21 protein-coding genes and 3 pseudogenes are annotated in these 22,257 nt (G+C 38.3%); all 24 read right to left on the minus strand.

Going from position 1 to position 22,257, the window contains the following annotated elements; genetic code table 11:
• Positions 1–32: 32 nt before the first annotated feature.
• The 24 genes and pseudogenes from fucP to Q5W13_RS00940 all read right to left on the minus strand — a co-directional run bounded on the left by fucP (position 33) and on the right by Q5W13_RS00940 (position 22,255).
• Positions 33–1,351, minus strand: a pseudogene (gene fucP / locus Q5W13_RS00825) (L-fucose:H+ symporter permease).
• Positions 1,352–1,359: 8 nt separating this feature from the next.
• Positions 1,360–2,145 carry an SDR family oxidoreductase gene (locus Q5W13_RS00830; RefSeq protein ID WP_304445023.1) on the minus strand — a complete coding sequence of 262 codons (786 nt, stop codon included), beginning with the start codon at positions 2,143–2,145 and terminating at the stop codon, positions 1,360–1,362.
• A gap of 15 nt (positions 2,146–2,160) precedes the next feature.
• Positions 2,161–3,012 (minus strand): fumarylacetoacetate hydrolase family protein, encoded by an 852-nt coding sequence (locus Q5W13_RS00835; protein WP_304445024.1) that lies wholly within the window; start codon positions 3,010–3,012, stop codon positions 2,161–2,163.
• Between the two features lie 51 nt (positions 3,013–3,063).
• Positions 3,064–3,839 (minus strand): annotated as a pseudogene (locus tag Q5W13_RS00840) (SDR family NAD(P)-dependent oxidoreductase).
• Between the two features lie 7 nt (positions 3,840–3,846).
• Positions 3,847–5,172, minus strand: a complete 1,326-nt coding sequence (locus Q5W13_RS00845) for an L-fuconate dehydratase (protein WP_304445025.1) — start codon at positions 5,170–5,172, stop codon at positions 3,847–3,849.
• Positions 5,173–5,477: 305 nt separating this feature from the next.
• Positions 5,478–6,107 (minus strand): hypothetical protein, encoded by a 630-nt coding sequence (locus Q5W13_RS00850; RefSeq protein ID WP_304445026.1) that lies wholly within the window; start codon positions 6,105–6,107, stop codon positions 5,478–5,480.
• Between the two features lie 20 nt (positions 6,108–6,127).
• Complete coding sequence (locus Q5W13_RS00855) at positions 6,128–7,138, minus strand: arylsulfatase (protein WP_304445027.1); 1,011 nt, start codon at positions 7,136–7,138, stop codon at positions 6,128–6,130.
• A gap of 246 nt (positions 7,139–7,384) precedes the next feature.
• Positions 7,385–8,890 (minus strand): RagB/SusD family nutrient uptake outer membrane protein, encoded by a 1,506-nt coding sequence (locus Q5W13_RS00860; protein WP_304445028.1) that lies wholly within the window; start codon positions 8,888–8,890, stop codon positions 7,385–7,387.
• Positions 8,891–8,906: 16 nt separating this feature from the next.
• Positions 8,907–9,650: a SusC/RagA family TonB-linked outer membrane protein gene (locus tag Q5W13_RS00865; protein ID WP_304445029.1), complete on the minus strand. Its 744-nt coding sequence runs from the start codon at positions 9,648–9,650 to the stop codon at positions 8,907–8,909.
• Positions 9,647–10,033, minus strand: coding sequence for a TonB-dependent receptor domain-containing protein (locus Q5W13_RS00870; RefSeq protein ID WP_304445030.1), 387 nt, complete (start codon positions 10,031–10,033; stop codon positions 9,647–9,649). Before Q5W13_RS00870 ends, Q5W13_RS00865 begins: the two co-directional genes overlap by 4 nt.
• Entirely contained in the window at positions 9,975–10,685 is a 711-nt protein-coding gene (locus tag Q5W13_RS00875) for a SusC/RagA family TonB-linked outer membrane protein (protein WP_304445031.1), read from the minus strand. The genes Q5W13_RS00870 and Q5W13_RS00875 overlap by 59 nt, the downstream gene beginning before the upstream one ends.
• Entirely contained in the window at positions 10,685–12,049 is a 1,365-nt protein-coding gene (locus Q5W13_RS00880) for a SusC/RagA family TonB-linked outer membrane protein (protein WP_304445032.1), read from the minus strand. Before Q5W13_RS00880 ends, Q5W13_RS00875 begins: the two co-directional genes overlap by 1 nt.
• Before the next feature lie 411 nt (positions 12,050–12,460).
• Entirely contained in the window at positions 12,461–12,895 is a 435-nt protein-coding gene (locus Q5W13_RS00885) for an alkaline phosphatase family protein (protein WP_304445033.1), read from the minus strand.
• Entirely contained in the window at positions 12,862–13,875 is a 1,014-nt protein-coding gene (locus Q5W13_RS00890; protein WP_304445034.1) for a sulfatase-like hydrolase/transferase, read from the minus strand. The genes Q5W13_RS00885 and Q5W13_RS00890 overlap by 34 nt, the downstream gene beginning before the upstream one ends.
• Positions 13,876–13,925: 50 nt before the next feature.
• Positions 13,926–15,521: a sulfatase family protein gene (locus Q5W13_RS00895; protein ID WP_304445035.1), complete on the minus strand. Its 1,596-nt coding sequence runs from the start codon at positions 15,519–15,521 to the stop codon at positions 13,926–13,928.
• Between the two features lie 91 nt (positions 15,522–15,612).
• On the minus strand, positions 15,613–16,227 hold the full coding sequence (locus tag Q5W13_RS00900; protein ID WP_304445036.1) for a hypothetical protein: 615 nt from the start codon (positions 16,225–16,227) through the stop codon (positions 15,613–15,615).
• Entirely contained in the window at positions 16,190–16,699 is a 510-nt protein-coding gene (locus tag Q5W13_RS00905) for an alpha-L-fucosidase (protein WP_304445037.1), read from the minus strand. The genes Q5W13_RS00900 and Q5W13_RS00905 overlap by 38 nt, the downstream gene beginning before the upstream one ends.
• Entirely contained in the window at positions 16,636–16,857 is a 222-nt protein-coding gene (locus Q5W13_RS00910) for a hypothetical protein (RefSeq protein ID WP_304445038.1), read from the minus strand. The genes Q5W13_RS00905 and Q5W13_RS00910 overlap by 64 nt, the downstream gene beginning before the upstream one ends.
• Positions 16,845–17,423, minus strand: coding sequence for an alpha-L-fucosidase (locus tag Q5W13_RS00915; protein ID WP_304445039.1), 579 nt, complete (start codon positions 17,421–17,423; stop codon positions 16,845–16,847). The genes Q5W13_RS00910 and Q5W13_RS00915 overlap by 13 nt, the downstream gene beginning before the upstream one ends.
• Before the next feature lie 54 nt (positions 17,424–17,477).
• Positions 17,478–18,818: an alpha/beta hydrolase family protein gene (locus tag Q5W13_RS00920; protein ID WP_304445040.1), complete on the minus strand. Its 1,341-nt coding sequence runs from the start codon at positions 18,816–18,818 to the stop codon at positions 17,478–17,480.
• A gap of 261 nt (positions 18,819–19,079) precedes the next feature.
• Positions 19,080–19,949, minus strand: coding sequence for an AraC family transcriptional regulator (locus Q5W13_RS00925; RefSeq protein WP_304445041.1), 870 nt, complete (start codon positions 19,947–19,949; stop codon positions 19,080–19,082).
• A 31-nt stretch (positions 19,950–19,980) separates the two neighbouring features.
• The gene (locus Q5W13_RS00930) at positions 19,981–20,241 is read right to left on the minus strand and encodes a hypothetical protein (protein ID WP_304445042.1); all 261 of its coding nucleotides are present in this window, start codon (positions 20,239–20,241) and stop codon (positions 19,981–19,983) included.
• Positions 20,204–21,457, minus strand: coding sequence for a sulfatase-like hydrolase/transferase (locus Q5W13_RS00935; RefSeq protein WP_304445043.1), 1,254 nt, complete (start codon positions 21,455–21,457; stop codon positions 20,204–20,206). Before Q5W13_RS00935 ends, Q5W13_RS00930 begins: the two co-directional genes overlap by 38 nt.
• A 32-nt stretch (positions 21,458–21,489) precedes the next feature.
• Positions 21,490–22,255: pseudogene (locus tag Q5W13_RS00940) on the minus strand (SDR family oxidoreductase).
• Positions 22,256–22,257: the final 2 nt, after the last annotated feature.

Below are 22,257 nucleotides of genomic sequence, written 5' to 3' on the forward strand. Positions count from 1 at the left end.
AAGGTGCCGTTTAAATTTTATCAAAATAAATTCTATTCTAAATCGTATTTTTTATACGCTCTGTGACCATAAAAGGCTACCACAAAAAAGCAAAGCATAGGAAGTATAAACGAAAAGTTCACCTCTGGAACTCCTAGTATACGCACATCACTATATCCAGTTCCACCAATATCTAATATTAAGCCTTGTAACATGGGCATAAAAGCACCACCTACTATAGCCATTACTAAAAAAGCAGAAGCAGATTTGGCATCATCTCCCAATCCTGTTAATGCAATCCCATAAATAGTTGGGAACATCAAAGACATACAGAAAGAAACCATAATAGGAATAAAGGCCACCTATACCTTCTATAAAAATCGTACCCGCACAGAAGACAATTGCTAATAAGGATAGCATCATTAACAGTCTTCCAGAATTGATGAACTTCATAAGATATGTACACAAGAACCTACTGACCAGAAAAATCACTAAGGCAGCATAAGCATAGTTAACGGCATCTCTATTGTTAATGCCAATGTTTTCTGCATACTGGTAAATGTACGTCCAGCACATAATCTGTGCACCTACATAGAACATTTGCGTAAGCATTCCGCCTACAAAACGTTCCTTTTTAAATATCCTCTTTATAGATTCTCGTAACCCTACTTGGTTTTCCGTCTTGCCCTCTGGCATTTTTACCATGGCAATCACCACGAACATAAAGATCACGAAGAGTCCCAGCCCTACGTAAGGGTTTCTAATCACCATTAAATCCGAAGTCTTAACAGCTGCTTTTGCAGATTCTGACAGGGTTTCATAGATATAAGAACCGTCTGGCGCCACATCATCTGATTGTAATGCTCCCAGTATAAAAAACTGTGCTACAAAAAGACCAGAAAGAGCTCCTAATGGATTAAAAGCCTGAGCAAGGTTCAATCGTAAAGTTGCTGTTTCCTCTGCTCCCATGGCCAAAATATATGGGTTAGCCGTAGTTTCTAAAAACGCAAGACCAAAGGTTAGTACATACAAGGCCAAAAGAAAGAATATATAACTTTCCATAGCTGCTGCGGGATAGAACATAAGCGCTCCCACTGCGTATAATGCAAGTCCGACTAAAATACCCACTTTGTAACTAAATTTCTTTACCACATAAGCTGCTGGCAATGCCATAGTAAAATAGCCGCCATAAAAGGCAGCTTTGCACCCAAGAAGCTTGCGTATTATTAAGCTCCAAAATTCTCTTAAATGCTGCTACCATGGGGTTGGTGATGTCATTAGCAAAACCCCAAAGCGCAAATAAAGAGGTGATTAATATAAATGGAAAAAGTAATTCTTTAGCTACTACTGGTATTTTTTGTTCGGTTTTCATATGTAATCTTAAACTGTTATTGCCCTATCTAAATGTGTATATCCTCCATCTACGAAAAGTAATTGTCCTGTAGTATGGCTAGATAGTTCTGACAATAGAAAAACAACCGTATTGGCTATTTCTACAGCTGTCGTCATACGGTTACCTAATGGAATTTTATCCGTAATGGATTTCATTTTTTTCTCAGGTTCCGAAAATGTATTGATCCACTTTTCATACAGAGGGGTATAACATTCCGCAACTATTAAGGCATTCACCCTAATCTCGTAAGGCAAAAGTTCTACTGCCCATTCTCTGGTCAAAGCATTTCTTCCTCCATTGGAAGCTGCGTAACCAGATGTTCCTCCTTGGCCCGTAAAAGAAGTTTTGGAGCCTATATTTACAATGGCTCCTTTGCTCTTTTTAAGTTCAGGAAGGGCATACTGTGCCATAAGATAATAATGGACTAAACTTTTTTGAAGGGAAGCCATAAAGTCTTCGTAATTGCCATTTTCCAGACCAACCCCATCATTTACGCCGGCATTGTTTACAAGACCATCAATTCTACCAAAGGTAGAAACGACGTTTTCTACGGCTGCTTTACATTGCTCAGGATCTGTTAACTCTGCAAAGGCATAACCTACTTGGCCACCCGCTTTTTGAATCTCGTCTACCACCGCAATGATACTGGGCTTGTTCCTACCGATAATAAAAGGAATAGCTCCTTCTTTTAATAGAATCTGACTTATACCAAGGCCTATGCCTTTTGAACCACCAGTAACGATAATGACTTTATCCTTTAAGTTTAAATCCATATTTGCTTTTTGCTACTAATATGCTTTTGCCAGTTGTTTTGAACTTCCCAATCCTTCAATACCAAGCTCTACAACATCTCCTGCCTTTAAGTATTTTGGAGGATTAAAACCCAGACCAACACCAGAAGGCGTACCTGTAGAAATAATATCTCCCGGTAACAAGGTCATAAACTGACTGATGTAACTTACTACTTCTTGTATGTTGAAAATAAAATCTGAAGTATTGCTATCTTGAATTTTTTCTCCATTTAGCTTCAACCATAAATTAAGATTGTTCGGATCTTTAATTTCATCTGCAGTAGCGATAAACGGTCCTAGAGGAGCAAACGTATCACATCCTTTTCCTTTACACCATTGTCCTTCCTTCTCTATCTGAAAAGCACGCTCACTATAATCGTTATGCAAAACATATCCGGCTACATGGTCTAATGCATCTTTTTCTTCTACGTAGGAAGCTTTCTTACCAATAACCACGGCAAGCTCAACTTCCCAATCGGTTTTTTCACTATTCTTAGGAATGATAACATCATCATTAGGCCCCACTATAGCAGAAGTCGCTTTAAAAAAGAGTACTGGCTCTTTTGGAATAGCCATACCACTTTCTGCTGCATGTTTAGCATAATTTAAGCCTACACATACAATTTTTGATGGGCGTACCAAAGGCGAACCTAAACGAACGTCATTTGAAACTACCGGACAGTTTCTTTCGTTTTTCTCTAGCCAATCGCTCAGTTTTTCAATGCCATCGCCTCCAAAAAAATCTTCGGTATAATCTGATATAAACTCAGAGACATCCAACCGTGTACCATTCTCTAATTGCACTCCGGGTTTTTCAGCCCCTATACTTCCAAATCTTATTAATTTCATCTCTATTTTATATTTTGATATGTGTCTGTTTTCTTTACAATTTAGATGCTACTATGAACCGTTTAAGGTAACAAATCCACCATCTATTGGAAAATTAGTTCCCGTAATAAACGAAGCTTCTTCTGAGCAAAGGTATACCGCTAAATTTGCGACTTCTTCCGGTTTGCCCATTCTGCCTATAGGTTGAGTTTTGGATAATTTTTCAAAAATTTCTTTTTCTCTATGGATAATTCTTATTAATAAAACCATCAACAAAAGGCGTGTGCACTCTCTCCTGGGGAAATACAATTACATCTAATGCCATCTTTCAAATAATCTTTGGCCACGGAATAGGTCATGGTCAATACGGCACCCTTGGTCATGGAATAGGCGAATCTATCATTGATTCCTACCGATGATGCAATGGAAGCCATATTTATAATAACGCCACCAGTCTCTTTTAATGAGCCAATACTAGCGTGCATGCAGTTATAAACCCCTTTGATGTTCACATCATACAAGCGATCTAAATCTTCTTCTTGACAAACTTCCAAATTGCCTATATGAGCAATACCAGCGTTATTGATAAGAATATCGATTGGATTTTTTGCCATTATGGCTTCAAATGCAGTAGTAACTTCTTTCCGCACAGCTACATTGCAACTATAAGTGAAGGCAGTACCTCCCATATTTTCAATAAGTGATGCGGTCTCCTTTGCATTTTCTTCGTTCATTTCTAGAATGTGAAGAATTGCACCTTGCTCGGCAAGCGCTATACAAATAGCTTTGCCTATACCACTGCCACCACCAGTAACCACAGCTGATTTATTCTTTAAACTAAATTTCATAGGTGTTTTATAATGTTGTGCTTAATTCTTTTTTCCAATAACTCCCGTTTGGAAAACTGTATTCCGCTAACGATTCGGGTTTCATTGTTATACTATACCCAGCCATACTTGGTGGCATATATGCGCCATTTTTAATGACCACAGGGTCAAAGAAATGTTCGTGCAAATGGTCTACGTATTCAATAATACGATTTTCTAAAGAACCACTTATAGCAATATAGTCGATCATTGATAAATGCTGTACATATTCACAAAGTCCAACGCCACCTGCATGCGGACAAACAGGTATATTGAATTTTGCTGCCATGAATAAAATAGCCAATATTTCATTGACACCTCCCACCCTACAACTATCAATCTGGCATATTTCTATGGCGCCAGCTTGCATCAATTGTTTGAACATTACCCTGTTCTGACAATGCTCACCTGTTGCTACTTTAATAGGTGCTACTGCTTTTGCTATTTTGGCATGCCCCAAAATATCATCTGGACTTGTGGGCTCTTCAATCCAATACGGGTTGAATTTTTTCAATTCGGCCATATTCTCAATAGCTTCATCCACATCCCATTTCTGATTGGCATCCATCATCAATCGAAGGTCTTCACCAATTTCTTCGCGAATAATTGCAGCACGGCGCATATCATCTTGCAAATCCGAACCTACCTTAATTTTCATATGGTCAAAACCAGCTGCTTTTGCTTCTCTACAAAGCCTACGCATCTTATCATCTGAATATCCCAACCAACCGGCCGAAGTAGTATACGCAGGATAACCGTCTTGCTTTAATTTAGCTATACGTTCTTGTTTTGAACTTTCTTTTTCCTTTAGCATGGCCAATGCTTCTTGCGGAGTGATAGCATCTGTTATATAGGTAAAATCAACACAACGAACCAACTCTTCTGGAGTCATATCGGCTAGCAACTTCCATAGTGGTTTCCCTTCGACTTTGGCGTATAAATCCCAAACGGCATTTACCATAGCACCAGTAGCTAAATGAATAACTCCTTTTTCAGGACCTAACCATCTTAGCTGGCTATCACCCGTAATCATTTTCCAGAAAGCACCCATATCTGCGGTAAAACTTTCCAGCGTTTTACCTACTACTAATGGCGCTAAGGATTGGATTGCTGCGGCACATAATTCATTACCCCTACCAATCGTAAAAGTTAATCCGTGACCTTCTAGTCCGTTGTCGGAATCGGTCTTTAATATTACATACGCCGCAGAATAATCCGGGTCTGGATTCATTGCATCCGAACCATCTAAGGACTTACTCGTTGGAAAACGGACATCTTTAATTTCGACACCCGTAATTGTTATTTTCTTTGACATAAATTCTTTATTAACAGTACAAACTTAAAACTTCAACTTTTTCAAAACCACCATATAATGCACCCAAAGTGATACTTTTTTTGCCCTAAGTCATCTGGAAAATACTTTTTAACCTAAAATCTATTAAAACTACTTGTGCACTGATTTTTTTTAAATTGACAATGTGTTTTTGAAAAAAGTACTTCTTTGAGCTAAATGGCTACTATATAAATTCCTCTACTATCCTCCCATAAACTAAAAACGTCCCGGTCCAATCAAAGTTGAACAGAAACATTTTTAGACTTGCATAGTGACGGGAATACGTTTTATAACTTTTCTATATACACATAATATGCAGGGTGTACCCTTTTGTCCTTATCGATCAACTGCGCTTCCATATCATATTTACCAGCAGAAACCTTGGCGGTAAAGGACACTTCTTTCTGGCCCTTTTCAATTTTAGCCGTCTTTTCCAAATCAGCTACATAGATGTAGGCCTCTTCAAAATCGGATTTTGTGCTCGCCGGCATAGCTCTTTCCAGTTCAACCCTCTGTTTTTCCGCTGGAAAAGTTTCGTTTATAGCCAAACCACTTTCCCTTGGAAAACGGCATAAGCTAATCTTATAATCGCCATCCTCAACAAATTCAATCTTCCAATTTCCTGTAGCTTGTGAGGCATTTGTTGCTCCGTATTGATGCCACATATGCCCGAATTTACCCGTCATCATATCATGTGATGAAATACGACTAGGATTTTCTTCCGGAGAGCCTACTTTAATATAAGCGTAACGCTCGTTAACGTTTTCATCCATGATGGATTGCCACCATTTTTCATAACCCACAGCCAATCTTTCCGCTACCTCAGGATGTTTATCAAATACATTAGTAGTCTGACTTCTGTCTTTATTCATATCATAAAGCTCATTTCCATTTACCAAACGCCAGTTATCGTCCATAACGGAGTATTTTCTGTATTTCACCAAATTCTGTAACCGTTGGGTGTCCATATATAGAATCCTATTTGGCCATTTTCCGCTTCATCATAAAGCAAAGGTTTTAGACTTTTCCCATCCAATGGCTTCACCGGATTAAAATCAAAACCTAGAAGATCAACGAACGTAGGCAACAGGTCATAATGTGCAACCAATTTATCTATATCCTTACCTCCTGTAAGTTCTCCATTTGGCCAACGGATAAGTAAAGGTACACGGTGACCACCTTCGTACTCACTACCTTTTCCTCCTTTTAAACCAGCATCATAAACTGCGTTCCCGCCAGCGGTACCGTTATCTGTCGTAAAAATTAGAATGGTGTTATCTGCAATCTCCAGAGCATCTAACTTATCTTCCAAAAGCTTAAAATTGTCATCTATGTTGGTAATCATTCCGTAGAACCTTTGGAATTTTTCTTCCAATCCGTCTACGTTTTTATACATATCCATATACTCTTTTGGCACGTTCAAAGGGCCGTGAGGCGCATTGGTGGCGATGTAGCAAAAGAAAGGTTTATCCTTATTTGTTTCTATAAAGTCCAATGCTTCCGAAAAGAAAACATCGGTACAATAGCCTTCGTATTTTTCGGTTTTTCCATTGTGCCAGTAAGTATCATCAAAATAATCATTGTTCCAATAATCAGGGCCTTGGGTAATTCCCCCACCTCCATGACGGACAACCTCATGAAAACCTCTGTCTTCCGGACGGTACGGATAATTATCTCCTAAATGCCATTTACCGAACATGCCATTGGTATATCCGTTCTGCGCAAATATCTGTGGCAAAATCACCTCATCTTCAAAAAGTAATGAGCGTCCCGTAATGGTATGAAAAACATTTAATCTGTTGGTATGACGCCCACTCATTATAGCCCCTCTACTAGGCGCACAGGTTGTGGAAACATGATAATTGTTAAACCGTACGGCGTCCTTATAGAAGGTGTCAATATTTGGGGTTTTGACATAGGGGTTTCCGTAACTTCCCAAATCTCCCATACATGGTCATCCGTAATGACCACAATTACATTCGGTTTATCTTTGGATTTACTTTGTGCCTGCATTACTGCGGATGACGTACAAGCCAAAATCATGAAAACCGAAAGGCTCTTTGCTACAAAGCTTTGCTTATTTTGGTTGCCGAGCTTTCTATTGCTTTTAAATAAATTATGTTTCATTTTTATTCCCAGAGTTAAGTATTAGTTTTATTGAAAATATGACGATTTTTAAAAAGCTATCGCGTCATTAATATCCTGCATTCTGAACAAGATTCTCATTGTTACGAAGCTCATCTGTAGGTATAGGAAACAATAGTTCACGTTCTGTTAATGTTGGACCATAAGCAAATGAATGACCTACAAAATCTTCAAAAGTTCCTGCGGTAACATTAAATCCTTTTTTAAGCCTAACCATATCAAACCAAGTGACGTTCTCATAACTAAGCTCGTGCCATTTTTCTTTCCAAATAGCTTCGCGAAACTGGTCTTTGCTAAGTCCAGCTAAATCAGGAAGCTCTGCTCTAGTTCTAATTGCATTTACCGCATTATACGCTTCTGTTGTAGGGCCTGATACCTCATTTGACGCCTCAGCATATATTAGTAAGACTTCCGCATAGCGTATCAAATCCCAATTTAAATCACTGCTTGCCGTATCAAGATTAGCAACAATATCAAAATGTTTATAGAGGAAATATCCACCTAGAACAATAGTTTCATCCCTATCAAATTTTGAGGTATATGTTGTATAGTAAAATTCCTTTTCAGCTACCCTTTTGTCTCCTTCTTCATATGAGTTTATAAAATTCTCATTGGCATAAATAGCACCTGTCTGTTCTGAATAAGCAGAAATATTCATGTTATAAGGAATCACTAAAGGCTGCCAATCAGAAGGGTCTACAAAAGCTTCATATTGAACCATAAAAATATTCTCGCCAGCATTATTTTGTTCAGGGTCGTGTAAATCTGCATACGTTGGGAATAAACTATATTCTGCCGAATCAATAACCTCCTTTGCTTTGTCCGCTGCTTTTTGATAATACTCGCTACCTAATTGTAAAGGGTTACCAGCCATAGTCAAATACACACTAGATAGCAATGATTTAACTGCACCCAAGGTTACTTTTCCCGTACCATCATTAAACGGAAGACCCGATGCCTCTGCGGCAGTTAAATCTTCTACGATTACCGCATAAATATTCTCGACTGTTTCTTGGGACGAATACAAGTTCTCCGAACTTAAATCAATTGGGTCCGTAATTAAAGGAACGCTGCCAAAAATCCTAACAAGATTATAATAGTAATAGGCCCTTAAAAACCGAGCTTCTCCCAATAGTTGATTTTTTTGACCTTCATCCATAGTAATATCAGGAATATTTGCAATTGCTAAGTTGGCATTGGCTATACCTTTATAGCTGCTATCCCAATACGTTTTGCCATACGCATTATCCGAAGTATTCGTTAAATTCCGAATGATATTGCTATTATCTGCCTGCCCTAAATCGCTATCGGCCAAACCTGTAGCAAATTCCAACATGAGCCAAGGGCTACCTCCATAGGATCCTCCCCGTACTTCCCTTAAATTGGAATAGATAGAATATACAGCAGATTCTGCATGCTCCGCAGTTTTGAAATAACTGTCTGCAGTAATATTAGATGGATCGGTTTCTTCAAGAAAATCAGAACAGCCCACTCCTATGATTAGCGAGAATCCCATCAAGACTACTTGAATTCTGGTTTTAATTATATTTTTCATGTTTGTCATTTTTTGTTTAGAAAGTTGCGTTCAACCCAATCATAAATACTCTAGGCTTTGGATATTGATCAAAGTTTACCTCTCCTTGTCCAAAAGTGTTATCACTCGTTTGCACTTCTGGATCGTAACCTTCATATTTTGTGCTTACAAAGAAGTTTTGAGCCGATGTATATATCTTCAACCTGCTTAACTTTAATTTTTCAGAAATATCTGGTGAGAAATTATAACCTAACAACAAGTTTCTACCTCTAATGAACGACCCGTCTTGAATCATGTGAGAGGTGTCTAAATTATCATAACCCGCAGATACTGGTCTCCACTGTGCAATTTCCGTATCCTGATTTTCAGGCGTCCATGCATCCAATACCGTAGCAAGACTGTTGGCTATACCCTGTCTGTTTTCTTGTGGACGGGTAGTGATATACATGATATCATTACCGTACTGAAACTGTAAATCCACCAATAATTCAAAATTCTTATAACGGAAAGTGTTGATCAGACTTCCATAACCATCGGGAATACCTTTTCCGATAATAGTTCTATCCGCCTGATTGATAACCCCGTCATCATTTCTATCCTCTATTTTAACATCACCTGGTAATCTGAAATATTTAGCAGCTTCATCCGCTTCATCTGTTCCCCATGTGCCCTGATTTACCAATCCAAAAAATGAACCTACAGCTTCTCCTTCGCGAATGATAGTCCGACTAGAAAAAATATCGCTTCCTCCAGAAAGTGCAACTACCTCATTTTTATTCATGGCAATGTTGAAATCCGTATCCCAAGAAAAATTATCGGTTGCAATATTATGGTACTCAAAGAAAATTCAATACCCTTATTTTCCATGCTCCCTATATTTCGGAATACAGAAGCGTATCCACTACTGGTAGGTACAGGCGAGTTCAGTAACATATCTTCTGTCAGCTTACGGTAGAGATCAACCTCAAATGAAATTCTTCCATCAAATAAGCCAACCTCAATACCCGCATCTACTTGGTTTGTTTTTTCCCATTTTAAATCAGGATTAGCCAAACGGTCTATACCAATACCATTTACAACCGAGTTATTAACCACATAGGCATAGTTACCTAAAAATAGGTAATGCTCCGTATGCAGGTATTTCCGAGTTACCGGTAACACCATAACTAGCTCTTAATTTAAGATTGGATATTGTTTTAGATTCTTTCAAAAAATTCTCTTCAGAAACTTTCCAAGCCAAAGCCGCTGAAGGAAAGAAAGCGTATCTATTAGTATCGCCAAATTTGGATGATCCATCTACACGACCTGTAACGGTCAATAAATATTTATTTTGAAGACCATAATTAATACGTCCGAAATAAGAATTTAAGCCATAAGCAAAAGCACTTGACGTTGGATTGCCAACCACTGAACCTGCTCCTAAATTATCGAAGCTAAAAAAGTCATCCGAGAAATTTTCTGCTCGGGCACTAAATGCCGTATTATTTATATGTTGCCATGATATCCCCAACAAACCGGTTATAGAATGAGTATCTGCAATCTCTTTATTATAGGTCAGGTAATTTTCAAATTGCCATGAAGTATATTCATTTGCTGATCTTTCTGCGTAACCGTTTGTATTCGTTCCGATAAAACTTAATTCACGGCCGGCATATTCATCAGTCTTTTGCTCCACGTTATTTACGCCTATGGAAGTTCTAAAATCCAGTCCTTTCGCCAAGGTGATGTTGGCGAATATATTTCCTAATATGGTATTGGTGCGCAAGAATTTCTTGTACTCTTCTCCTACCCTAACCGGGTTTGGTCCTCCTTCCATTATGGGTAATCCGCATTACTGGCCCAACTACCATCTGGATATTTTACAGGTACAATAGGAATATTCTCAATCATATTTCTACCTACCCATGAGGCGTGGATAACTCTTTCCTTTTGATTGTTATAACTAAGACTACCGCCTACTTTGAGCCAATCCCTAATATTGGAATCGAAGACAAATCGACCGGAATATCTTTTTAACCAAGAATCTTTCATGATACCTTCTTCGTCCATATAACCAAGGAACGCACCGTAGCTACCTTTCTCGGTTCCTCCTGTAAATGACAGTTGGTGGTTCTGTGTGAAGGCCGCCCGGGTTACCTCATCTTGCCAGTCCGTATCATAAAGCGGATTACCATTGGCATCAAAAAGTTTTGGGTCATTTCTTTTTAAAGCCGGGTCCGTATACTTGCCATTGGCAAAACCCACGGCATCATATTTTTCTGCATTCTGATAGGCGACCTCTTCTATCATCAAAAATTGTTCTGAGTTGAGTACGTCTACTTTTCTAGAAAGATTTCCTATACTATAATAGCTATCATAACTAATTTTTCCTCCTGATTTACTTCCTCTTTTTGTAGAAACCAAAATAACACCATTGGCACCCCTTGAACCATATATTGCCGTTGCCGAAGCATCTTTTAAAACTTCAATTGAAGCAATATCATTGGGATTGATATAATCTATTGGAGAGCTGTTATTGCCTAATCCTGATGAGACTAATATGATTCCATCTACTACATACAACGGATCATTAGAAAGACTAACCGAAGAATTTCCTCTAATTCTGATATTGGATTTTCCGCCCGGTCTACCTGAATTAATAGATACGCTTACACCGGGCATTTTACCAGATAAGGATTGGGTAAGGGAAGCGGCCGGACGCTCTTGCAACTCAGCTGCAGAGACAGAACCAACGGCACCTGTTAGGTCACTTTTCTTTTGGCTACCATAACCAATTACAACCACCTCATCTAAACTTGCGGCATCCTCCTCCATGGTTACATCTATACTACTAGATGCGCCAACCGCAATCGACTGAGTTTTCATACCAATGTATGAAAAGACCAATACATCTCCCGAACTTGCCGCTATGGTATAGTTTCCATCAAAATCTGTTTGTGTTCCTGTTGTACTGCCTTCTATAAGTACATTCACGCCCGCAAGAGGAATTCCCACATTATCCAAAACAGCACCGGTAATTTGCTGTTGAACATCTTTAAAATCAAGTCCTGAGGTTATGGGAGCGCTGCTCGCCTGAACTTCTGAAATTAATGCTGGCAAAAGGAATGCACAAAGGCAAACCTTTAGAACCTCCTTTGGGATAATGCCAAAGGGATAAATTTTGGTTGTCCGTTTTTTCATTTTCTAATAATTAAGTTAGTACGATGGGTTGGCGACTGCGAATTAAGTATATCGCAAAAATGGCGTCTCAAAAAATTATTATAGCTTCTTTAAAAACTATAAATTATCATTTTAATAAAATGACATAGCCAAAAACTAAGAATGTAAAAAAGCTCTCACCACCAAAAAAAATACCAGATTCGATACTTTTTTTGCATAAACCGTATTACTTGGATATTTTTAATACGGTTTTTACTACTTTTTTTTATTTTATGAAATTCAGTCTTTTAATTACCAAATCATGAAAACACATGAGAGTTTGACTTTTACATATGATGTTCTGATACATCATTATTATAAAAAAAGCTCCACGTATGGAGCTCTCTTATTCGTATGAAATTGTACAATGATTCAATTCACTTTCTCTTGTAATTATTCATTTGTGGAACCTATTGAATTTCTTTCTTCTGAAAATGAATTAGCAGGTGGACTTGTTGGTAAGGATTTTTCGAATGTTTTGAACTTATCCATTAGTTCTCTCTTCTTTTCTGGATTTTCTGCCGACACATCTTTCTGCTCTGCCCAATCCGTAGAAATATCATATAATTCCGCTCTTCCTAGTTCTTCATTTGCCAGCAACTTCCAATTCCCTTCTTGTACACCTTCACTTGGCCAAAAATCAGGTCGATCATTGGGAAAACGCCAATCCCAAAAAATCGGCTTTTGTCTTTCAAAAGGTTTTCCCATAATAGCTGATACTATACTTACCCCATCAGGTTCATAATTTGCAGGATAGGTTGTATTCGCTAATTCTAAAAATGTGGGTAGCAAATCTACCGTAGCCAATTCTGTAGTTCTATCAACCACACCAGATGGAGTTTTACCATAGGCCAGCGCACTAGAAACGGTATACGCACACCGCCTGCGAATAAAGAACGCTTACGACCTTTGAGTCCCCCTGTTTCTCCTACAGAATAATAAGTTCCCATACCAGGGCCTGTAGAATTATCATCGGTAGTTTTAATTTTTCCAGTTATTTCCGGTCCGTTATCCGAAGAAAAAACTACCAATGTATTTTCATCTAAACTTAAATCTTTCAAGGTTTTAAATAACTCACCAATGCGAGCATCATACTCCGCTATCACAGCTGCGTAAACCTGTTGTTGCTCCTTTAGATGAGCAAATTGCTGCATGTACTTTTCCTTGGGGTAATGCGGGGTATGCGTAGCGTGTATCCAAGCATTTACAAAAAACGGTTTGTTCTTGTTTCGTTTTACAAAATCGATTGTTTTATACAGCGTTGAGTCTGCCTGCATTTGATGCAGGTCACTCGGTAAATTAAATGCGCCGTACTCATCATAACCATATTCTAGTGGACTAGGTGCATCTTGAACATGGGTATTAGAAAGATGCCATTTGCCAAAATGAGCAGTGGCATAGCCCGTTTCTTTTAGCATTTTTGGAAGTAAAGGTGCTTCAGGGTTTAACCAATCCGGCATGCCTCTTTTTATATGAGATTCTACAGATGCAAAATGACCGTGCACACTTTGTCGCGCCGGAAATTGTCCCGTCATTACTGCAACCCTACTAGGTGAACAAACAGGGTTCACCACAGAGAAATTTTGAAAATCGATGCCCTCAGCGGCCATTTTATCAAGGTTTGGGGTTTCACAAAACGTACTACCATGGATACCTAAGTCACCATACCCCCAATCATCGGCAAAAATGAATATGATGTTAGGCCGGGTATCTTGTTCAACCGCTATCTTCTTTTTAGCTTCTTGTTTTTCTCCACATGAAAGAATCAACAAAGTGCTAAAAAGCAAGAGTTTTATTCCTATTTTCATTTCTTGGTCTTGTTTGGTTTTGTAGTGTTTCTAATGATTCTACATTGGAATTATGACTTATTCCAATCCGGCATGTTCCAACCTTCTTTTACATAAGATTGAGGTGTACCGGGTGTAGTTCTACCCTCTTCAATAATTTTGGTGATTTTCTGAGTAAGTCTTTTTACTACGTCCGGATTATCAAAATAAAGATTTGTAGTTTCTCCTGGGTCTTTTTCCATATTGTATAATTCGTATAGGGCTTCACCTTCTTTTGGCTCAATAATTTTAGGTTCTAAAGAACCTCCAGAGCCCCTAAACATATTTAGTTTCCATTTCCCTTCTCTAATCGCAAAACGACCCGAAACGGAATGATGAATTACAGCTCCTCTTACCGTTTTATCATAACTATCCCCTTTTAGTATTGGCAATAAACTATAACTATCCTCACCTGCATTATCCGGAAGTTCTACCCCAACAATATCGGCAATGGTAGCCAAGTAATCCGTCTGGCAAACGGGCACATCAGATTTTGTTCCTGCTTGTATGCCGTTAGGCCAGCGCATAAGAAAAGGAACCCGATGTCCACCTTCATAAATATCACGCTTGCCTCCTTTAAAATTGAAACTACTATAGTGCCCATATTTTTCTCGCTGATAAACGTAGTTGGTCTCCGCTCCGTTATCCGATGAAAAAACTACAAGGGTATTCTCTTCAATTCCGTTCGATTTTAATGCTTCAAGAACTTGTCCAATCCTATAATCGGTTTCTTCCATAAAATCGCCATAATTTCCACAATTACTCTGCCCTTGAAAATCAGGATGCGTACAATGCGGTAAATGTGGACTGGTCAATGGCAGGTATAAAAAGAACGGTTTACCCGCTTTGGCCTCCGTTGCAGATTCGCTAATATAATCCACCGCTTTATCAGCAAATGTCTTTAAGACCAACTCATCGTTAAATGAGGGTGCCACTTCTACCCAGCCACCTGTAACCTCTTTACGCTCACTTATATAGGGTGGTGTCATTCTATACCCTTTCGGGTCAATACTATCACTAAATGCACGTGGTCTTTTATCCGCTTTCTTTTTAGTCCATAATACAGGAGGATCTAACACCTTGTCATTTTCCAAATACGTTAAAATGCCATAATTCATAGATGCCGGAATACCAAAATAATAATCAAATCCCTTCTCTATTGGACCATCTGTAAAGGGCTTTGACCAGTCACGGTCTTTCCCTAAGCTTCCTTCAAATTCCATTTGAAGATGCCACTTTCCTATCATGGCCGTTTTATAACCATTTTCTTGAAGTAAAGAAGCGATGGTCATCCTATCCTTTTCTATTAAACAAGGCCCATCAGCTCTTAGAACTCCTTCTTTTAAAGAGGTCCGCCAACTATAGCGCCCGGTTAGCAAAGAGTATCTAGATGGTGTACATACCGCATCACTGCTATGCCCATCTGTAAAAATGATGCCTTCATTGGCCAATTTATCCATATTTGGCGTGTTGAACTTAGCATCGGGATTAAGTGCGCCAACATCTCCATAACCTTGGTCATCTGTATAAATGACAATTATATTGGGTTTCTGGATGTTTTGAGCACCTAGGGTCATTGAAAACAACAATAATAAAGTTCCAAGAGTTTTATGTTTCAATATTTTCATAATCAGTTTCTTTATTAGCTTTTTGACCTTTTCTTTATACACCATCCATCCCATTTTTAGACATGAGGCACGCAGAGGGCTTTTTAAAATATTACTCCATGCTTCCTTCTGGTGTCAACCGTATTTCTTTTAGACTTGCGTTGTTCTTTTTACCATCTACCAAAGAAACAGTTATGGTATGCTTTCCGGGTTTACTAAACTTTATAAGTCCCATTTCATAATAATTATATACCGCTGATGAATTTTGCTGATTCTGAACCACAACTCCCTCATCTGAAGTTATGTTCCAAACCAAACGACCTTCACCTGCATAATTTAGTTCGGTTTGATAATAGCCTGGATCTTTAACTTCTATTTCCCAAGTCACTGTACTTCCTTCCTTCCAATCTTGAGCTTGCTCAATATGTTTCCATTCCCCAAATTTTTCCATCCATCTTTTCTCGGCAATGGCACAACCTTCGGCCGTAGCAAAATCAACCGGCAGTACCGTAGAAAGAACAGGGTCTATACTATTGGATATAGCCACCTCAGGGCTACCCTCTATTTCTAATTCTATAACAGATATTAATTTTTCGTTCCGTCTTGCTGGTAATGAAATAGCTACCCAACCATCTTGGGTTGTGGTTTCCAATTTTTGACCTTTTCCGTCCATTAATAAATCAGCAGAATTAATCGTATTCTTTAATCCTAAGCCATAGTTTACCATCTAACGGCCATTTGTAAACACAAAGGTTCAATTTGCCATCAGCCGCTATGGTTGCATCACCCCAAGGTAGTGCATGACCCCATGGTGAAGACCCAGTTTTATATATTACCTGAGGATACTTGCTAATCCATTCCCCTGAAGTTTTTAGCGATTCTTGGGCCTCCGCAGGAATTGTTCCGTCTGGTGCAGGCCCCACATTTAGCATATAAGTCCCTCCACGAGCCACAGTAGAAATAATACTTTTTAAAATCCGTTTTGGGCTTTTCCAATTTTGGTCGTACCAAGCGTATCCCCAAGAATCGTTGGTAACGTCAACAGTTTCCCAAAGTCCACCAATATTTTTTATGGGAATGTTCATATCCCCTAAAGATTTATAATCGCCTAAACCATGACCAGCCCGTCCAGAAATCATGGCATTAGGTTGATGTTTACGAACAACCTCAACCAATTCTTCCACATATTTTTTCTCCATATTCCTGGCGTATCGAACCACACCATGGCTATATCACCATATTGGGTTACAATTTCTTTAACCTGCGGAAGACACTTTTCCTTGAAGTAATAATCAAAACCAACTTCTTTTCCTTTCTCGTTTACCTTTGGTCCTCCGTTGCCTCCTAAAATGTCCAATCTTGATTGTGCGAATAATAAAAGCCAAAACCAAGGCCCAGTTCCTTACATGCTTTTGACAGTTCCTTCATAGGGTCTCTGGCAAAAGGCGTGGCCTTTACAATATTGAAATCATTGCTTTTGGAATTGTACATCGCAAAGCCATCATGGTGTTTGCTGGTAACTACAATATATTTCATTCCGGCATCTTTGGCCAGTTGGGCAATTGCCATAGCATCAAAATTTACAGGGTCAAAAGTTTTTGCTTCTGACATATACTCGTCCACGGGAATATTTGCTCTTCTGGGGTTCATTATCCATTCGCTAATGCCATAATACGTACTATCTTTCCATGTATTGGCAATCTTGGAATAGATACCCCAGTGAATGAACATGGCGTAATTACCATCATCAAATAATTTTGTTCTAGAGTCCGGTGCATTTGCTCCCAATGAATTTTGATGTCCCCACATCTCGTCCATATTTTCTCCTTTTTCTTTCTTTTGGCTGAAGACAGAACCACTTTGAAAGAGGAACATCACAAATAATATCAACACTATATTTACCTTGGTATTCTTAAGTTTCATTGGTTTGGACTTTAAATTGAATTCGATTAATTATAACACCTATTACTGGCAAGTTTATGGACGATTACCATTTACTATCTTCATGGGTGAACTATACATTCTACCTTCTGAATTGATAATATTTATGAAATAAGCAACTGCTTCGTCAGGCAGCTTTGCTGAAATTGTTTTACTAGTATCAGATAATTCAGCAGTGGTTTCGACCCACTGGTAACTTTCCTTTCCCCAATCACTAGTATCTGTGGTATAATACAAATACCCTTTATCTACTTTTCCTTGATATTGATACAACAACATCTTGTTTTTGTTTTGGATGAGTTTTGGTAATTCAGGCGGAGTACCATTGTTTGTTATATACTCTGCAAACGTGTAAATTGACTCCGGTGCCCATCCTGCTTGATGACCATGTTTCATATTATGCCCAATGGATAGATATTTTTCGTTGGGAGAAGCTTCGTAAGTTTTAGTGAAGCTGTTCATAGTAAAGTGAAAATCGTTGGTACCATTCACAAAAAGTGTTGGTTGTTTTTGAAGTGGCACATATAATGAAGGTTCCCACGTATTCAAATAAAACGCTTGTTGTTCATTGTTCAACTGACCTAATAGATTACTATAATTAGGAGTTTCCTGTAAATATCCACAACCGTAAACAGGTATGGCAAAAGCATACCGATTGTCAACGCCTGTTATCACATTGGTTAGGATACCTCCCCAAGAAATGCCGGTAATCCCAATGTTATTTTCGTCTACATTTGGTAGGCTTTTCAATAAGCTTGTAGCCAACATAACATCTGCCACCGCGTGAAAGAACCATTGGTCTTCTAATTTCTCTACAACTACATCTTCAAAAAAACCTTGTCGTTTGGGTCCGGAATACTCAAAGGTCTGATACTCCTTTTTACCATTCTCGCCTTCAATTTTATCTCCGGGAATTTGGCCTTCCAACCCTATTGCTATTGCAATATACCCTCTGTTGGTCCATTCTTTAACCCAATCAATAAATGCAGTACCTCCTCCTCCATGCACTAAGACTATTGCAGGGACTTTATCATTTTTAGTCAGGTTTTCGGGAACTCCGTACCAGCTAAAAACTTTTGTTGGTTTTCCTTTAAAAGGTAGGCCTTCATAAAAAATTCCTTTTATATTATCTTCTGATTTTTCAGCATCAAACTCACTAGTAAAATTGTACTTCGGGGTTTCTAACACACCACTTTCGATTAAAGTAGTTTTAACCCAGAAAGGACCTTCAGTAGTATTTTCTAATAGGATTGTTTGCTTTTCAATTGTAGAAGTTTTGCTTTGTCCATTCAAAAATATAGCACCCGTAATAAGCAAAGCGCCTGTTAAAAAGCCTTTTGCACCAGATTGGAAATATTTGAATTGATCTATCCGCATTTTAAAATTTTGAAAAAGAATTTGTTTCGTACCGCTCCTAATCCGAATACTATTGACAGTAATCGATTTAAAGTAAAATCAACTTGGACAAAGATTCTAAATAAGAAATACTCAATTAAACAAGCAAACAATTAGAATTACTTAAATAATTAGAATGTTTATTATCAATATTCCAATGTGGTTAAAACTAATAATCTATCGTGTGGTCAACTACCAAAAAAAATACTATTTCCAATACTTTTTTTGCGCAAAAAGGTATTTTTAGTCGTTTGAAGAATGATATTTCAAATAAGCAGAAGGTGCCAAACCATGAATAATTTTAAACTGTCTATTAAAATTAGAGATGTTATTAAATCCAGACAAATAGGCTATAGAAGTAATACTTTCTTTATTCTCCAAAAGTAGCCTACATGCATAACCTACTTTTATTTCATTAAGGTATCTGGTAAATGATTTTTTATGGGTCTTCTTAAAAAATCTGCTAAATGCCGATTTGTTCATACCGGTCATTTTGGCCACATCACTGGCACTAATACCATCATTGAAGTTTTCGAATACGTAGGCATATATTTTATCCATTCGTGAGTTATCGGCTTTTTGAAAAGCATTTACAAAGCTTGTACTTGACAATAACTGGTAATTTTCTTGCTTTGATAAAGCAACCAAAACCTCAATAGTTTTATATACACGTGTAGTAGTATCGTAATCCTTTAGATTCATGATTTGACCCACCAAATCCGTACTCAACGTATTAAACTTAATACCTCTATTAGCTCTATTTAAAAGGTCGGAAATTTGTTTCATTTCTGGGATATCAAAGAAACCTTTTCCTAAAAAATCTCTAGTAAAATGTATGGCCAGAGCCTCTGCTTCCAATTTACTATCTGGCTGAAAATAAACCTCATCGTTCAACCACATGTGCGGAACATTTTTACCGATGAGTACTACTTCTCCCTCTTGAAATTTTTCTATGTTATCTCCTATAAAGCGTGTTCCAGAACTTTTTAGAATTACCACCAACTCAATCTCTGGGTGATAATGCCAAACCCTTAAAAAATTAGGGTACAGATTATGATTGACCGAAAATGACCGGTCAGATACAGATGCCCTATTTAATAAATGAAGTTTCATGTATTACTCTACTATTTATAAGACTGGAATCCTATTTTGCCGGTTGGTCCCAAAGCCTATAAGGGTCTTCATATGCTTCCATTTCTGCTAATAACAAGGCTTCCATTTCTGCCAATTTATTGGCGTACCGTGGATTATCTGCTAGGTTCGTTTCCGTCTCACCTTCTTTTTGATGTTCTTTTAGATATTCATTTGGATTTTCGGCTAGGTTAAAAAGTTGAGTTTCGCGAACCGCTCCATCCATCATATCGTACTTAATCAATTTCCAATCGCCTTTTTTCACTGAGCGCATACCTTGGTTTTGTTCCTCCGGAATACACTCCGTACATAACCTCTCTAACGGTTTCCTTTTTTCCCTCCAAAACGGGTTTAAAGCTTTTTGCCTCTACAGTGTTAGGCGTTTCAATTCCCGCTAAATCACATAAGGTCGGTAGAATATCCATTAAATAAATATTGCCTTCTGCACGTTTTCCAGAAGGAACCCCTGGGCCTTTTATTATCATGGGCACACGCCACGTATGCTCATATAGGTTTTGTTTTCCCATAAGTCCGTGTCTACCAATAGACATTCCGTGATCGGAAGTGTAAACGATATAGGTGTTGTCCAACTCGCCCATGGCTTCCAATTTTTTAAGCACTTTGCCCAACTGGATATCTATATTTTCTGAACAGGCATATTCTCTACCCAGCTCATTCCTTACGGTCTGCTCATCTCTATTTTTCCAAACCCCACTTACGCGTTCTTCATCACGAAGCTCAGGATGACCATGGAAAAAAGGATGCGCTTCTAAATAATTATCTTGAAGTTCCGGTTGCTTACCATTAGCTGGTGGTAGACTATTTTTATCCGTATGATTTACCGCTCCGTATTTCGCTAACAACTCTGGAGTACCGTCTCTGGTATCATGAGGATGGGAAAAACCAAAATAAATGAAGAAGGGATTTTCTTCTTTAACTTTCTCTCTATCTCCCAAATACTCCAAAACTTGCTTGGAGTGCCAAGCACTTCCGGTTTCTTCAGTGCCCCCTCTTTTTACAGCATCGTGTACAACCGTAAACTGTTCGTTTGCTCCAGGATATGAGTTCCCTTTTTTACAAGTTCTCATAGTATTATAACCTGCTCTATTGAAAACAGCCCCAATGGTCTGCTTATCTAGTTCATGAGGAGCCGTATTCTTTTGAAATTCTGCACTGGGTGGTAAGTGCCACAGGGTGCGCCCAGTCATAATCATATGTCTAGAAGGTGTACATACCGCACCGTTCATAGAACCCATATGGTGGGCGGCTTCTATAACCGTACCTTCTGATGCTAATTTAGAAATAACAGGAGTTTCTAATTTTGACTTTGGATCATACACCTGTAAATCAAAAGGCGATTGATCATCTACCAAAACAAAAAGAAAGTTTGGCCGTTTTTTAGTTTCCTTGTTTTTCTCTTGGCCATAGACCGAAAAAGAAAGTGATAAGGCAATAAATACCAACGTGAAACCCTTGTAATCTATTTTCATTTCTAGCGTCTTTAAAGTTTGATTATGTTTTGTTATCTGCCCATCCAGCCTCCGTCAACTAACATCACGGTACCTGTCATATAATTTGATGCTGGGGAAGCCAAGAAAACAATAGGTCCTTTAAAGTCTTCTGGTTCGCCCCATCTTCCTGCAGGAATCCGTTGTAAAATAGAAGTGCTTCTATCCGTATCTTTACGCAAAGCTTCCGTATTATCCGTTGAAATATAGCCCGGTGCAATGGCATTTACCTGTACACCTTTAGATGCCCATTCGTTAGATAATGCCATTGTTAATTGACCTATTGCCCCTTTTGAAGCGGCATAGCCTTTACACGGTAATACCACCTTGAAATGTTAATAAAGATGCTGTGAAAATAATCTTCCCGCTTCCTCTATTTACCATTTCCTTACCTATTTCCCTAGACAGGATAAACTGGGCATTTTGGTTTACTTCAATAACCTTGTCCCATAGTTCATCTGTATGCTCAGCTGCAGGTTGTCTTAAAATAGTACCTGCGTTATTTACCAAGATATCTATCTTAGGATTTTCACTTTTTACTTTTTTAATAAAAGCATACAAAGCTTTTCTATCACTAAAATCACATTGATAGGCTTTAAAGCTTTTATTCAATTCCGTTATTCGCTTTTCTATTTTAGAACCGGAAAGTTCCAAAGTTGCGGAAACCCCAATAATGTCAGCACCGGCTTCGGCCAAAGCTTCGGCCATGGCAAAACCAATACCGCGTTTACAACCAGTTACTAAAGCTGTTTTTCCTTTTAAATCGAATTTATTCAATATCA

Origin of the sequence: Zobellia laminariae, from assembly GCF_030553095.1 — a bacterium.
GTDB lineage: Bacteria > Bacteroidota > Bacteroidia > Flavobacteriales > Flavobacteriaceae > Zobellia > Zobellia laminariae.